10 protein-coding genes are annotated in these 13,700 nt (G+C 65.5%); all 10 read left to right on the top strand.

The window, feature by feature from the left end; genetic code table 11:
* Nucleotides 1-57: 57 nt before the first annotated feature.
* The 10 genes from ACVWYP_RS19950 (at nucleotide 58) to ACVWYP_RS19995 (ending at nucleotide 13,542) form a co-directional block, all read left to right on the top strand.
* A complete protein-coding gene (locus ACVWYP_RS19950; RefSeq protein WP_304499505.1) occupies nucleotides 58-1,083 on the top strand; it encodes an ABC transporter permease in 1,026 nt (341 codons plus the stop codon).
* Nucleotides 1,084-1,153: 70 nt separating this feature from the next.
* Complete coding sequence (locus tag ACVWYP_RS19955) at nucleotides 1,154-2,179, top strand: sugar ABC transporter substrate-binding protein (RefSeq protein WP_028331499.1); 1,026 nt, start codon at nucleotides 1,154-1,156, stop codon at nucleotides 2,177-2,179.
* Between the two features lie 342 nt (nucleotides 2,180-2,521).
* Nucleotides 2,522-4,660, top strand: a complete 2,139-nt coding sequence (locus tag ACVWYP_RS19960; RefSeq protein ID WP_304499506.1) for an ABC transporter permease — start codon at nucleotides 2,522-2,524, stop codon at nucleotides 4,658-4,660.
* Entirely contained in the window at nucleotides 4,660-5,781 is a 1,122-nt protein-coding gene (locus tag ACVWYP_RS19965) for an SMP-30/gluconolactonase/LRE family protein (RefSeq protein ID WP_304499507.1), read from the top strand. Before ACVWYP_RS19960 ends, ACVWYP_RS19965 begins: the two co-directional genes overlap by 1 nt.
* Before the next feature lie 11 nt (nucleotides 5,782-5,792).
* Complete coding sequence (locus ACVWYP_RS19970; protein WP_304500254.1) at nucleotides 5,793-7,328, top strand: sugar ABC transporter ATP-binding protein; 1,536 nt, start codon at nucleotides 5,793-5,795, stop codon at nucleotides 7,326-7,328.
* Between the two features lie 348 nt (nucleotides 7,329-7,676).
* Nucleotides 7,677-9,992, top strand: coding sequence for a bifunctional salicylyl-CoA 5-hydroxylase/oxidoreductase (locus ACVWYP_RS19975; protein ID WP_304499508.1), 2,316 nt, complete (start codon nucleotides 7,677-7,679; stop codon nucleotides 9,990-9,992).
* Nucleotides 9,989-10,768 (top strand): SDR family NAD(P)-dependent oxidoreductase, encoded by a 780-nt coding sequence (locus ACVWYP_RS19980; RefSeq protein ID WP_304499509.1) that lies wholly within the window; start codon nucleotides 9,989-9,991, stop codon nucleotides 10,766-10,768. The genes ACVWYP_RS19975 and ACVWYP_RS19980 overlap by 4 nt, the downstream gene beginning before the upstream one ends.
* 11 nt (nucleotides 10,769-10,779) lie before the next feature.
* Entirely contained in the window at nucleotides 10,780-11,619 is an 840-nt protein-coding gene (locus ACVWYP_RS19985) for an enoyl-CoA hydratase family protein (protein WP_193375388.1), read from the top strand.
* Nucleotide 11,620: 1 nt separating this feature from the next.
* On the top strand, nucleotides 11,621-12,016 hold the full coding sequence (locus ACVWYP_RS19990; protein WP_304499510.1) for a RidA family protein: 396 nt from the start codon (nucleotides 11,621-11,623) through the stop codon (nucleotides 12,014-12,016).
* A 284-nt stretch (nucleotides 12,017-12,300) separates the two neighbouring features.
* Complete coding sequence (locus tag ACVWYP_RS19995) at nucleotides 12,301-13,542, top strand: flavin-dependent oxidoreductase (RefSeq protein WP_304499511.1); 1,242 nt, start codon at nucleotides 12,301-12,303, stop codon at nucleotides 13,540-13,542.
* Nucleotides 13,543-13,700: the final 158 nt, after the last annotated feature.

Raw genomic sequence — 13,700 nt, forward strand, 5'->3', positions numbered from 1 at the left:
GACGAATACTAATCGGCACTCTTAAAGTCTCAAGCAAAATAATACCTGGAGGAAACGATGAGCGTGCAATCGCCATCGCGCGGCGTTGCTGTCCCTGCGGCATCATCTCGCCTGGGCGCAATGTTTGCAAAGCCGAGCCAGGAGCAGATCGTGCTCCTGATCACCATCGCGCTCCTGATCGTGTTCGGCCTGACGCTGAACGGCTTTGCCACCGTCTCCAATCTCCTGAATCTGTTGCGGAGTATTTCCATCCTCGGCGTGCTCGGCCTCGGCATGGGGCTGATCGTGATCAGCCGCGGCATCGACCTCTCCGAGGTCGCGATCATGGCGGGTTCCTGGGCGATCGCGCTGATCTACATGCAGAACGGCATGCCCGTTTTCACGGCAGTGCTGCTGGCGCTGGCAGTTGCGGTGCTGATCGGCGTCGTCAACGGCGTGATGGTCGCCTTCGTCGAGGCGCCGGCGCTGTTCGTGACGCTGGCTGCCGGCTTCGTGATCTATGGCCTCGCCTTCTGGATCGCGCCGGCCTGGGTGGTCTATGCGCCGAAGGATGCGCCGGGCCTGATGTATCTCGGCGCCGGACGGCTGTTCGGCATTCCGGTTCCGATCCTGGTGTTCGCGGCCTGTGCAATCGCGATGCATTTGTTCCTGTCGCGCACCTCGATCGGCCGCTTCATCTATTCGCAGGGCGACAGTCCGGAGGCCGCGCGGCTGACCGGCGTCGCACTGCGGCCGCTGATCGTGCTCGAGCACGTGCTGGTTGCACTGCTCGCCTGGATTGCGGGCCTGGTCTGGGTCGGCACCACGGGCAGCATGCAGATGGCGATCACCCAGGGCACCATGATCTTCGACGTCGTGCTCGTCGTCGTGATCGGCGGCATCAGCCTGATCGGCGGCCGCGGCAGCGTGTTCAGCGTCGTGGTCGGCTGCATCCTGATCGGCACGCTGCTCAACGCCTTCACCATCATGGACGTCAACAGCGAGGTGCAGAACATCATCAAGGGCGTGGTGCTGCTGGCCGCCATCGTGCTCGACAACTGGCTGCACCCCCGCGACGAGGAGACCGCGCGGCAAGGGGACTGAGACGAGGCGACTAAGCCGGTCGCTGCGCCAAATAAATCAATCAAAAGAAATTGCTTTGTGGAGGGAGACGATGAAGACGACGACGAAATTCTGGACGATCCTGCTGGCCGGCGTGACGCTGGCCGCGATGCCATTTGCGGCATCGGCGCAGGAGGAAGGCACCAAGACCGCGCGCGAGCTGCGTGCCGTCTACGACAAGGCGCTGCAGGGCAAGACGATCGCCTATCTGCCGATCGCGCTCGGCGTGCCGCTGTCCGACGAATGGGGCCGGGTGGTGCAGGAGGAAGCCGAGTGGCGCGGCATGAAATATGTCGTGCGCGATCCCAACAACAACCCCTCGGCGATGCAGCAGGCCCTGACCGCGCTGGTCGACCAGAAGCCCGACGTGCTGATCGTGCAGAATCCGAGCGTCACGCTGCTGATGAAGGATCTGAAGCGCGCCGAAAGCCAGGGCACGCATGTGATCCAGATCAACATGTCCTCGAACTACAAGTCCGGCGCCTTTGTCGGCGCCGACTGGCGCGAGATCGGCAGGATGCTGGCGAACGAGGCCGTCAAGGCCTGCGGCACCGGCTCCGGCAAGTCGGGCAAGGTCCAGATCGTACAGGGCGAACTGACCGCGGCCGCCAGCGTCGACCAGGTCGGCGGCATCATGGAGGTCTTGAACAAGGATCCGAACATCAAGGTGGTCTCGAACCAGGCCGCGAACTGGGACGCCAACACCGCGCTCAACGTCACCGCGACGGTGATCCAGCAGCATCCCGACCTCTGCGCCTCGATCGGCTTCTGGGGCATCATGGAGTCGGGCGCGGCGCAGGCGATCCGCAATGCCGGCAAGATCGACGATGTGAAGGTGTTCGCCTCGGGTGAAGGCTCGCAGCTCGATTGCGACCAGGTCAATTCGGGCAATTTCTACAAGTTCCTGAGCTACAAGGCGACCGAGCAGGGCCACGATCTGATGTTCGCCGCCGAAACCCTGCTGGTATCCGGCGAGAAGCCGGGCAGCCGCAATCTCGTCTATTACACGCGGCCGATCTGGCTCGATAAGTCCAACGCCTCGGGCGCCAACTGCTTCGCGCTACCCAAGAAAAATTAACAAGGCGCGGACAGCCGGCGCGGGGGGCATTCCCGCGCCGGCTGTATCAAAGAGCACGATCCGGCAAGGTGGAGCCGGTTTTTCTCCGACCGACGCGCAGCGTTCACGGAGAGCGTGTTCATCGAGGGACGAGGTCGCGATGCGATGGCCGATCGCATCATGACCAGGAGCATGATCCGGGACGTGCAAGCCGGCTCTCCGCAAGATCGTGTTCGATCACGAGCACGATCCGGAAAAGTGGAAGCCGGTTTTCCGCAAGGTCGTGCTCAATCACGAGCACGATCCGGAAAAGTGGAAGCCGGTTTTCCGCAAGATCGTGCTCAATCAAAAGGGTGCTTGGCGATGTCGATGGCCGTTGATTCCTTTGCCGCATCGGTGCGGCGATTTTCACCCCGGCTCCTGCTGTCGGAGCTGTTGCTGAAACAGTGGTTCGAGCCGGTGGTTCCCTTCACCGTGATGATCGGGCTGTGGACTTATTTCGCGCTCACCATTCCCGACTACGCCTCGGTGCAGAACTCGGTGTCGCTGCTGCGGCTGTTCGCCGAATTCGGTTTCGTCGCGCTCGCGATGGGCTTCTGCCTGGTCACCGGCGGCATCGACCTCTCGGTCGGCGCGATCTTCGCGCTGTGCAATTTCGCGGCGCTGTATTTCCTCTTGGTGCGCGAATGGCCGGTCGGCCTCGCGGTGCCGGCGACGCTTCTGGTCGGCGCGCTGCTCGGCAGCATCAACGGCTTCCTGATCGGCTTCCTGAAGACGCGGCCGTTCCTGACCACGCTGGTGACGCTGATCATCCTGCGTGCCTCGGTCAACCTGCTCAACACCAGCTACGCCCAGGTGTTCGCGACCAACTCGGTCGAGAGCGACGCCTGGGATTTCATCGGCGGCGGCAGCGTGCTCGGCATTCCCGTCAATGCGGCGACGCTGTTCGTGGTGCTGTTGATCTGCCACATCTTCCTGTCGCGCTCGCGCTACGGCTGGCATCTCACCGCGATCGGCGCCAGCCGCAAGGCGGCGCGCCACGCCGGCATCCGCGTCCGCGTGATGCTGTTCATGACCTATGTGCTGTCAGGAACGCTGTGCGCGGCGAGCGGCATCTTCTACGCCGCGCGGCAGGCCTCGACGGATTCCACCACCGGCGTGGGTTGGGAATTCCAGGCGCTGACCGCCGTCGTGCTCGGCGGCGTGTCGCTCGCCGGCGGCAAGGGTACGGTATGGCGGGCGATGATCGGCGCGCTGATCATCTTCCTCCTGATCAACGGCCTCGTGCGGATGGGCATCCCGGGCTACGTCACCTCGGCGGTGACCGGCATGATCCTGCTCGCCGCCGTCGGCATCGACGTCAAATGGTCGAAGAACCGCGGCAAGGCGATCCAGAAGATCTATGTCAATCCGGCCTTCGTGCCGCTCGCCTCGGCGCCGGCGGTGCAGCCCGGCGCGACGTCGCCCTACGCGCAGAACGACCGGCTGATCAACGCGCAGGCGATCGGCGTCGATCAGGTCGAGGGGCCCGAGGACGTGATCCTCGACCGCCAGGGCCGGCTCTACGGCTCGACCCGCGACGGCAACGTGATCCGCTTCTCCGGGCCTGACTTCAAGACCCGCGAGGTGTTCGCCCATATCGGCGGCCGGCCGCTCGGCATGCAGTTCGATCGCGACGAGAATCTGATCGTCGCGGTCGCCGGCATGGGCGTCTACGGCGTCGCGCCCGATGGCGGCATCTTCAAGGTCACCGACGAGACCAACCGCACCTGGTACAAGCTGAACGACGACAGCCGCCTGCGCATGGCCGACGACCTCGACATCGCACCCGACGGCAAGATCTATTTCAGCGACTGCACCACGCGCTACGAGATGACCACCAACACCCTCGACATCCTCGAGGGCCGGCCGAACGGCCGCGTGGTCTGCTACGATCCGGCGACCAGGACCACGCGCACGGTGATCAACCACTTCTATTTCCCGAACGGCATCTGCGTCTCGCATGACGGCAAGTCGATCCTGATCGCGTCGACCTCGCTCTGCAAGGTGTTCCGCCACTGGATCGACGGGCCGAACAAGGGCAAGACCGAAGTGCTGATGGACGAGCTGCCGGGCAACCCCGACAACATCAACCGCGCTTCCGACGGCACCTACTGGCTGGCGCTGGTCGGCATCCGCACGCCGACATTCGACCTTGCCGCGCGAAAACCCGGCTTCCGCCTGCGCATGGTGAAGCAGGTGCCGACCGACGAGTGGCTGGCGCCGGCGCTCAACCATGGCTGCGTGCTGAAATTCAACGAGCAGGGCGAGGCGCTGGAATCCTGGTGGGACCCGACCGGCATCTCGCATTCGACGTTGACCTCGATGCGCGAGCACCAGGGATATCTCTATCTCGGTGGGCTCGAGAACAACCGGATCGGCCGCATCAAGCTTGACGGCGTCGACGACAGCTGGACCGGCTACGATGCCTATTGGGGCGCAAAGAGCAGGGTGACGACGTAATGGGATTTTTCGATCATCTGCTGCGCGACATCCGCAGCGTCATCGACCGCGACGGCGGCCAGAACGCGATCCCGCCGCTTGACGGCGCGCTGAGCCCGAACGACCGGCTCGACGCTGCTGTGCCGATCGGCGAGCCGCTGCCCGGCGTCGACGACGTGATCGCCGCCGGCGACGGCACGGTCTATGTTTCCGCAGCACGCCGGGTGCTGAAGCTCGGCGGCAATGACTTGTCGACGCGTACAGTCGTCGCCGAGTTCGAGGATGATGCCGGCGGGCTCGCGCTGCATCCGGACGGCCGCCTCCTGGTCTGCGTCGCGGGCAGGGGCCTTGCCGCGATCGATCCCGCAAAACGCGATCTGCGCTGGCTGGAGTCCGTCGGCGGCAGCGCGCTCACCGGGCTGTTGTCGGTGACGGCGGCGCCCGATGGCCGCATCTATGCCGTTGAAGGCAGCGTCGGCCGCCGTCCAGGCGAATGGCGGCACGACCTGATGGAGAAGCGCGCCAGTGGCCGGCTCATCAGCTGCGGCCCCGGCCTCGATGATCCGCAGGTGCTGCTGCGCGATCTGCCCTATCCCTATGGCGTGAGCGTCTCGACCGACGGCAACAGCCTGTGGCTCACCGAAAGCTGGGCCCATCGCCTCAGCCGGTTCGCGCTCGGCGGCAACGGGCTTGGTCCGCGCGAGATCGTCGCCGCCAACATGCCGGGCTATCCGGCGCGGCTGCATCCGGACGGCGACGGCGGCATGCTGCTCGGCATCTTCGCCCGCCGCACCCATCTGATCGAGTTCGTGCTCAAGGAAGATGATTTCCGCGAGGAGATGATGGCGACGATGCCGCCCGATTACTGGGTCGCGCCGGCGCTCGCCGGCGGCAGCGATTGCCTGGAGCCGATGCAGATCGGCAGCGTCAAGGCGCTCGGCATCCAGAAGCCATGGGCGCCGCCGCGCTCCTACGGTCTGCTGGTGCATCTCGATGCCGAGGGCGATGCGACCGACAGCCTGCACAGCCGCGCCGGCGGCCGCTTCCACGGCATCACCGCCGCCTGCGCCACGCCATCGGGCGTCGTGATCGCGGCGCGCGGCGCCGGATGCCTGCTGCGCACTACGGGAGAGCTGCGATGAATGACGGTGTGATGCAGGCGGCCCCCGGCGCCAAGACGGCCGAGACCTCCGCAGCCCGCGAGCCGGTGCTGCGGATCACCAATGGTTCGAAAATCTATGGCGGCGTCCACGCCATCGAGGGCGTCAATTTCGACCTCTATCCCGGCGAGGTGCATGCGCTGGTCGGCGAGAACGGCGCCGGCAAGTCGACGCTGTGCAAGGCGATCGCGGGCGCGATCCAGCTCACCTCCGGCGACTATCTGCTCGACGGCAAGCCGACCGGTTTCGAGCAGCCGCGCGACGCGCTCAATGCCGGCATCTGCATGGTCTATCAGGAGACCAGCCTGGTGCCGACCATGACCGCTGCGCAGAACATCGAGCTCGGCAACGAAAAGCTGCTGACGCGGTTCCGCACCCTGAACATCCAGGCCCAGCAGCTGCTGCAGTCGCTCAACTTCCACGTCGATCCAGCTACGCCGGTGGCGCTGCTCGGCACCGCCAAGAAGCAGATGGTGGAGATCGCGCGCGCGATCTACAACAAGGCGCGCATCATCATCTTCGACGAACCGACCGCATCGCTGACGCCGGAGGAGATCGTCCACTTCTTCCATCTGGTGCGCGACCTGCGCGCCCGCGGCGTCTCGATCATCTACATCTCGCATGCGCTGGAGGAATCGCTGCAGATCGCCGACCGCATCACCGTGCTGCGCGACGGCAAGCTGGTGATCACGGCGCCCGCCAGGCAGCTGACCCGCGATGCGCTGGTGCAGCACATGGTCGGCCGCGAGGTGGCGCAGGCGGTCTATGGCGGAAGAGAGAAGACCCATCAGCGCCGCGAGAAGGTGCTGACGGTCGAGAACGTCACCATGGGCATGGCGGTCAAGAACATGTCGTTCTCGGTCTATGCCGGCGAGGTGGTCGGCATCGCCGGCCTGATCGGCTCCGGCCGCACCGAGATCGCCAAGATCATCTACGGCGCGCTGAAGCGCAATCTGGTCAATGGCGGCACCATCCGCCTGCGCGGCAAGCCGATCCGCTACCGCGTGCCGCGGCAGGCGATCAATGACGGAATCGCCTACATCACCGAGGACCGCAAGGCCAACGGCTTCTTCGAGACCATGGTGGTCGACGACAACGTCTATATCGGCAGCCTCGCCACCGGAAAGGGCTGGAGCTTCCTGCTGTCGCGCGCGCGGCGCAGCAAGCTCGCCAGCTACTGGGTCGATCGGCTCAAGATCAGCGCATTGCAGCGCAAGGCCAGGATCATCGAGCTGTCCGGCGGCAATCAGCAGAAGGTGGTGCTGGCCAAGACTCTGGTGCAGGACCCCTCGATCATCATCTTCGACGAGCCGACGCGCGGCGTCGACGTCGGCACCATCCCGCACATCCACGGCGAAATCCGCCGTCTCGCCGACGAGGGCAAGGCGGTGGTGGTGATCTCGTCCTACCTGCCGGAGATCCTCGCGGTGTCCGACCGCATCCTGGTCGCCCGCACCGGGCGCATCGTCGCCGAGTTCGACGCGGCGGACGCGACGCAGGACAAGATCCTGTACGCCGCGGTGCATTGAGGTCGCGTAGCGCGGCCTGTCATCGGCGTAGGGCGGATCAGCGGAGCGCAATCCGCCGTCTTGCCACGCCTTCGACGGGCAAATCAGCAGCAACAAGTTCAGTGTCGTCCCGGCGCAGGCCGGGACCCATAACCACAGATTGTCATTGTTGCACATCGTTGGAACGACGAGTCCCGTCGACAATTTCTGCTGCGGCGTATGGGTCCCGGCCTGCGCCGGGACGACGCTGCGGGTGGGGCCGAGCCGCCCTTGACAATTATTTTAAGTATAAAATATTATCCCTTGTCGGCTCCAGGGGAGCGCGCCTCGTCCGCACCCCCGATCCGCCGAAGCCAACGGGAGAACGCCATGCGTATCGTTTGCATTGGAGGCGGGCCGGCCGGGCTTTATTTCGGCATCCTGATGAAGATGCTGGATCCCACGCACGTGATTTCCGTGGTCGAGCGCAACCGGCCCTACGACACCTTCGGCTTCGGCGTGGTGTTCTCGGATGCGACCATGGACAACATGCGCAAATGGGATCCGGTCACCGCTGACACGATCGAGCAGGCCTTCAACCATTGGGACGACATCGAGGTCCTGATCAAGGGCCGCCGCATGCGCACCACCGGCCACGGCTTCGTTGGCATCGGCCGCAAGCGGCTGCTCAACATCCTGCAGGCGCGCGCCGAGGAGCTCGGCGTCGAATTAATCTTCGAGCGCGAGGTGAATTCCGATCTCGAGTTTCCCGATGCCGACCTGATCGTGGCATGCGACGGCGTCAACTCGAAGATCCGCACCAAATACACCGAGGCCTTCCAGCCCGACATGCTGATGCGGCCGAACCGCTATATCTGGCTCGGCACCAACCGTCCGTTCGACGCCTTCACCTTCGACTTCCGCAAGACCGAGCACGGCTGGTTCCAGGCGCACATCTACAAGTTCGAGGAGGGCGCGGCGACCTTCATCGTCGAGACCACCGAGGAGGCCTATCTCGCCCACGGCCTCGACAAGATGGAGCAGGGCGACTCCATCGCATTCTGCGAGAACGTGTTCGCGGAAATCCTCGAGGGGCATCATCTGGTCTCGAACGCGCGGCATCTGCGCGGCTCGGCCTGGCTGTCGTTCCCCAGGCTGATCTGCGGCAAATGGACCACGTTCAACGGCAACAGCCATGTCGTGCTGATGGGCGATGCCGCCCACACCGCGCATTTCGCGATCGGCTCGGGAACCAAGCTCGCGCTGGAAGATGCGATCGAGCTCACCAACCAGTTCAAGATCCACGGCGCGACGGGCGACAGCGTCCCAAAGGTGCTGAAGGCTTACGAGGAGCTGCGCCGGGTCGACGTGGCACGGATCCAGAACGCCGCGCGCAACGCGATGGAATGGTTCGAGGTGGTCGGCTCGCGCTATGCCGATACGCTCGAGCCGGAGCAGTTCATGTATTCGCTGCTGACCCGTTCGCAGCGCATCAGCCACGAGAACCTGCGGCTGCGCGACAAGACCTGGCTCGAGGGCTATGAGCGCTGGTTCGCGGAGCGCAGCGGCGTGGCCGCGACCAACGACCGCGTCACGCCGCCGATGCTGACGCCGTTCCAGATCCGCGGCCTGTCGCTGCATAACCGGATCATCGTCTCGCCGATGGCGATGTATTCGGCGGAGGAGGGCGTGCCGACCGACTTCCATTTGGTGCATTTCGGCTCCCGCGCGCTCGGCGGCGCCGGCCTTCTGTTTACCGAGATGACCTGCGTCTCGCCGGAGGCGCGGATCACGCCCGGCTGCTGCGGCCTGTGGAATGACGCGCAGGCGGCGGCCTACAAGCGCATCGTCGACTTCGTGCATCAGAATTCGCAAGCCAGGATCGGCATCCAGCTCGGCCATGCCGGCCGCAAGGGCTCGACGCGGGTCGCCTGGGAAGGCATGGACGAAGCGCTGCCGGACCATAACTGGCCGCTGGTGTCGGCTTCGTCAGTGCCTTATCTGCCCGACGGCCAGATCCCGGAGCCGATGAGCCGCGCCGAGATGGACGAGGTGCGTAAGCAGTTCGTCGCCGCGGCCAGGCGCGGTGCGGCCGCGGGCTTCGATATCCTGGAGCTGCATTGCGCGCACGGCTATCTGCTGTCGAGCTTCCTCTCGCCGCTGACCAACCGCCGCACCGACGCGTATGGCGGATCGATCGAGAACCGCGCGCGTTATCCGCTGGAGGTGTTCCGCGCCATCCGCGCGGTGTGGCCGGAGGACAAGCCGATGTCGGTCCGCCTGTCGTGTCACGACTGGGCCGAGGGCGGCAACACGCCCGAGGATGCGCTGGCCTTCGCAAAGCTGTTCAAGCAGGCGGGAGCCGACCTGATCGACTGCTCCTCGGGGCAGGTCTGGGCCGACGACCATCCGGTCTATGGCCGGCTCTACCAGACGCCGTTCGCCGACAAGATCCGCAACGAGGTCGGCATCGCCACCATCGCGGTCGGCGCGATCTCGGAGGCCGATCACGCCAACTCGATCATCGCCGCCGGCCGCGCCGATCTCTGCGCCATCGCGCGGCCGCATCTCGCCGATCCGGCCTGGACGCTGCATGAAGCCGCGAAGATCGGCGTCAAGCAGATCGCGTGGCCGAAGCAATATCTGTCGGGCAAGTCGCAATACGAGGCCAATCTCGAACGCGCGGCTGCGGGAGTGAAGGCATGATGAGGTTCTGGGCCAACGCACATGCGCTGGTGACCGGTGCCGGATCCGGCATCGGCGCCGCGACGGCGATCGCACTGGCAAAAGCTGGCGTGCGCGTCAGCATCGCCGGGCGGCGGATCGACGCGCTGAAAGCGACGGCGGCATCGCTCGACAAGCACGCAGGCATCGCTGTTTCGATGGACGTGACCGATCAAGCTGCGGTGAACAAGGGTGTCGCGCAGATCGAGGCTGAGGCGGGCCCGATCGATATTCTCGTCAACAATGCCGGCAAGGCCGCGAGCGCGCCGTTCGACAAGACCGGCGCGGCGCTCTGGGCGGACATGCTGGCGAGCAACCTCTCCAGCGTATTCCTGGTGACGCATGCCGTGTTGCCCGGCATGGCGCAGCGCGGCCGCGGGCGCGTGATCAATGTGGCCTCGACCGCGGGTCTCACCGGCTATGCCTATGTCTCGGCCTATGTCGCGGCCAAGCACGGCGTCATCGGCCTCACGCGCTCGCTGGCGCTGGAATATGCACGGCGCGGCGTCACCGTGAATGCGGTCTGCCCCGGCTACACCGATACGCCGCTGGTGGCGGATGCCGCCGCGAACATCGTCGCCAAGACCGGCCGCAGCGAACAGGAAGCGCGCGCCGCGTTGGCAAAAGTCAATCCGATGCAGCGGCTGGTCACGCCCGAGGAGGTCGCCGACGCCGTCCTCTGGCTTGCCTCCGAGACTGCATCGTCAATCAACGGACAAGCCGTCGCGGTCGCCGGCGGCGAAGTCTTTACCGGGTGAAGGAACACGTCATGTCCGAGATGAAAGCAAAGCTCCGGCCGTTCAAGGATTATCCCGCAAAGCACTTCCGCTGGCAGGTCGATGCGAGCGGCCGTGTCGCGACCATCACGCTGAACCGGCCGGACAAGAAGAACCCGCTGACTTTCGAGTCCTATGAGGAGCTGCGCGATCTCTTCACCAATCTCAAATACGCCTCCGATGTCCGCGCGATCGTGCTGACCGGCGCCGAGGGCAATTTTTGTTCCGGCGGCGACGTGTTCGAGATCATCGAGCCGTTGACGCGGATGGCGATGCCGGACCTGCTCGCCTTCACGCGGATGACCGGCGAGGTCGTGCGGGCGATGCGCAAATGCCCGCAGATCATCGTCGCAGCGATCGATGGCATTTGCGCCGGGGCCGGCGCGATGCTGGCGCTGGCGTCCGACCTGCGGCTGGCGACGCCGCAGGCCAAGACCGCGTTCCTGTTCACCCGCGTCGGCCTCGCCGGCGCCGACATGGGCGCGTGCGGATTGCTGCCGCGCGTGATCGGGCAGGGCCATGCGGCCGATCTGCTCTACACCGGGCGCGCGATGAGCGCCGAGGAAGGCTTTGCGTGGGGCTTCCACAACCGCCTGGTTCCGCCGGCGGAGCTCGCCGGTGCCGCGCAGGAGCTGGCGCGCTCGCTCGCCGATGGACCGTGGTTCGCGCATGGCGTGACGAAAACGATGTTCAACCAGGAATGGGCGATGGGCGTCGACGAGATGATCGAGTCCGAAGCACAGGCGCAGGCGATCTGCATGGTCACCGGCGATTTCCGCCGCGCCTTCGAGGCGTTCGCCGCCAAGCAGAAACCGGCCTTCGAGGGCAATTGAGATGATCGAAATCCTGCAACCGGAAGGATGGGCCAAGCCGATCGGCTACGCCAACGGCATGGCCGCGCGCGGCAAACAGCTCTTCATCGCCGGCCAGATCGGCTGGAACGGACAATGTGTGTTCGAGACCGACGATCTCGTGGCGCAGATCGGCCAGACCTTGCGCAACATCGTCGCAGTCGCCGCCGCCGGCGGCGCCGGCCCCGAGCACATCGTGTCGATGACCTGGTACTTGCTCGACCGCAAGGAATATTCCGTGCGGCTGAAGGAGATCGGCACGGTCTATCGCGACATCATCGGCCGGCGCTTTCCGGCGATGACCGCGATTCAGGTTGCCGGCCTGATCGAGGACCGCGCCAAGGTGGAAATCCAGGCGATTGCGGTGGTGCCGGACTAACGGCGATGCCGGATTGTCATACCCGTCATCCTGAGGAGCCGCGAAGCGGCGTCTCGAAGGATGTACGGCCCCGCTGGTGGCCGTCGACCCTTCGAGACGCCGCTTCGCGGCTCCTCAGGGTGACGGTGAAAGAGGGGAAGCCGCTGAAGCAATATTAATCCTAAGGCAAAACAGCGCGGATCGGCCGAGATTGGCGACGACAAACCCGCTTGCGGCCGGGCGAGCGGGCATGCGACCCTAGGCGAAAGCGTAAAAGCGTCCTGTTGTGAGTGGAGGTGAGGACGATGAAGGCGATTATCGTCGGAGGCGGAATCGGAGGCCTCACCACTGCGCTGATGTTGCGCTCGCGCGGCATCAGTTGCGAGCTGTACGAGCAGTCCGACACGATCCGCGAGCTCGGAGTCGGCATCAACACGCTGCCGCATGCGATCCGCGAGCTGGCGGGGCTTGGCCTGCTCGACAAGCTCGACGAGGTGGCGATCCGCACCTATGAGCTGTTCTATCTGACGCGGCATGGCCAGCAGGTCTGGCACGAGAAGCGCGGGCTCGATGCCGGCCACGACGTGCCGCAATTCTCGATCCATCGCGGCCGCCTGCAAAGCGTGATCCATCAGGCCGTGATCGACCGGCTTGGCGCGGATGCGATCCACACCGGCTGCCGGCTCGGCTCCTTCACCCAGGACGAGGGCGGCGTCTCGGCCTATTTCTTCGATCGCAGTGGCGCCCATGTGCACACCGCGCGCGGCGACATCCTGATCGGCGCCGACGGCATCCACTCGAAAGTGCGACAGACGCTGTTTCCGGATGAGGGCGGGCCGTGCTGGAACGGCCTGATGCTGTGGCGCGGCGCCACCGATTGGCCGGCCTTCCTGACCGGGCGCTCGATGATCATCGCCGGCGGCCTGAACGCCAAGGCCGTGATCTATCCCATCGCGCCGGGCTCGAGCCCGGCAAGCCGCCTCACCAACTGGGCGGTGCTGGTGCGGATCGGCGACGGCACCTCGCCGCCGCCGCGCCGTGAGGGCTGGTCCAATCTCGGCCGGCGCGACGAGATGATGCCCTATGTCACGAGCTTCACGATCCCGCAGGTCGACTTTACCGGCCTGATCAACGCGACGCCGGAGTTCTGGGAGTATCCCTGCTGCGACCGCGATCCCCTGCCGTATTGGTCGAGCGGCCGCGTCACGCTGCTCGGCGACGCCGCGCATCCGATGTATCCGGTCGGCTCGAACGGCGCTTCTCAAGCCATTCTCGATGCGCGCTGCCTGGCCGACATGCTGGCGCGATCGGAGCATCCGCGCCAGGCGCTGGCGGCCTATGAGCGGCAGCGGCTGCCGATGACCGCCGACATCGTCGCCTCCAACCGCCGCGGCGGGCCGGAAGGCGTGATCGACGCCGTCGAGCAGCTCGCGCCGCAGGGCTTTACCGACGTCGACACCATTCTCAATTACGAGGCGCGGGAGGCGATCGTACGCGGCTATGCCGCCAAGGCCGGCTTTGCCGCGCGCGTGGTGGCGCGGCAGTAGGTAAGACTCCGGGAGGAGAGCGCATCGGAGCCCAGACTGCTGACCTTCGTGCTGAGAAGGCAACACCCGATCCGTCACCCTGAGGAGCGCGCACTTGCGCGCGTCTCGAAGGGTCGACGGCCACCAGCGGGGCCGTGCATCCTTCGAGACGCGCTACG

It is taken from the genome of Bradyrhizobium sp. USDA 3262, assembly GCF_054060035.1.

Bases quoted from the DNA above. Each gene is read 5' to 3' on its own strand.
- ACVWYP_RS19955 (WP_028331499.1), top strand. From the start codon at position 1,154: ATGAAGACGACGACGAAATTCTGGACGATCCTGCTGGCCGGCGTGACG.
- ACVWYP_RS19980 (WP_304499509.1), top strand. From the start codon at position 9,989: ATGATGAGGTTCTGGGCCAACGCACATGCGCTGGTGACCGGTGCCGGA.
- ACVWYP_RS19960 (WP_304499506.1), top strand. From the start codon at position 2,522: ATGTCGATGGCCGTTGATTCCTTTGCCGCATCGGTGCGGCGATTTTCA.
- ACVWYP_RS19985 (WP_193375388.1), top strand. From the start codon at position 10,780: ATGTCCGAGATGAAAGCAAAGCTCCGGCCGTTCAAGGATTATCCCGCA.
- ACVWYP_RS19970 (WP_304500254.1), top strand. From the start codon at position 5,793: ATGCAGGCGGCCCCCGGCGCCAAGACGGCCGAGACCTCCGCAGCCCGC.
- ACVWYP_RS19990 (WP_304499510.1), top strand. From the start codon at position 11,621: ATGATCGAAATCCTGCAACCGGAAGGATGGGCCAAGCCGATCGGCTAC.
- ACVWYP_RS19950 (WP_304499505.1), top strand. From the start codon at position 58: ATGAGCGTGCAATCGCCATCGCGCGGCGTTGCTGTCCCTGCGGCATCA.
- ACVWYP_RS19975 (WP_304499508.1), top strand. From the start codon at position 7,677: ATGCGTATCGTTTGCATTGGAGGCGGGCCGGCCGGGCTTTATTTCGGC.
- ACVWYP_RS19965 (WP_304499507.1), top strand. From the start codon at position 4,660: ATGGGATTTTTCGATCATCTGCTGCGCGACATCCGCAGCGTCATCGAC.
- ACVWYP_RS19995 (WP_304499511.1), top strand. From the start codon at position 12,301: ATGAAGGCGATTATCGTCGGAGGCGGAATCGGAGGCCTCACCACTGCG.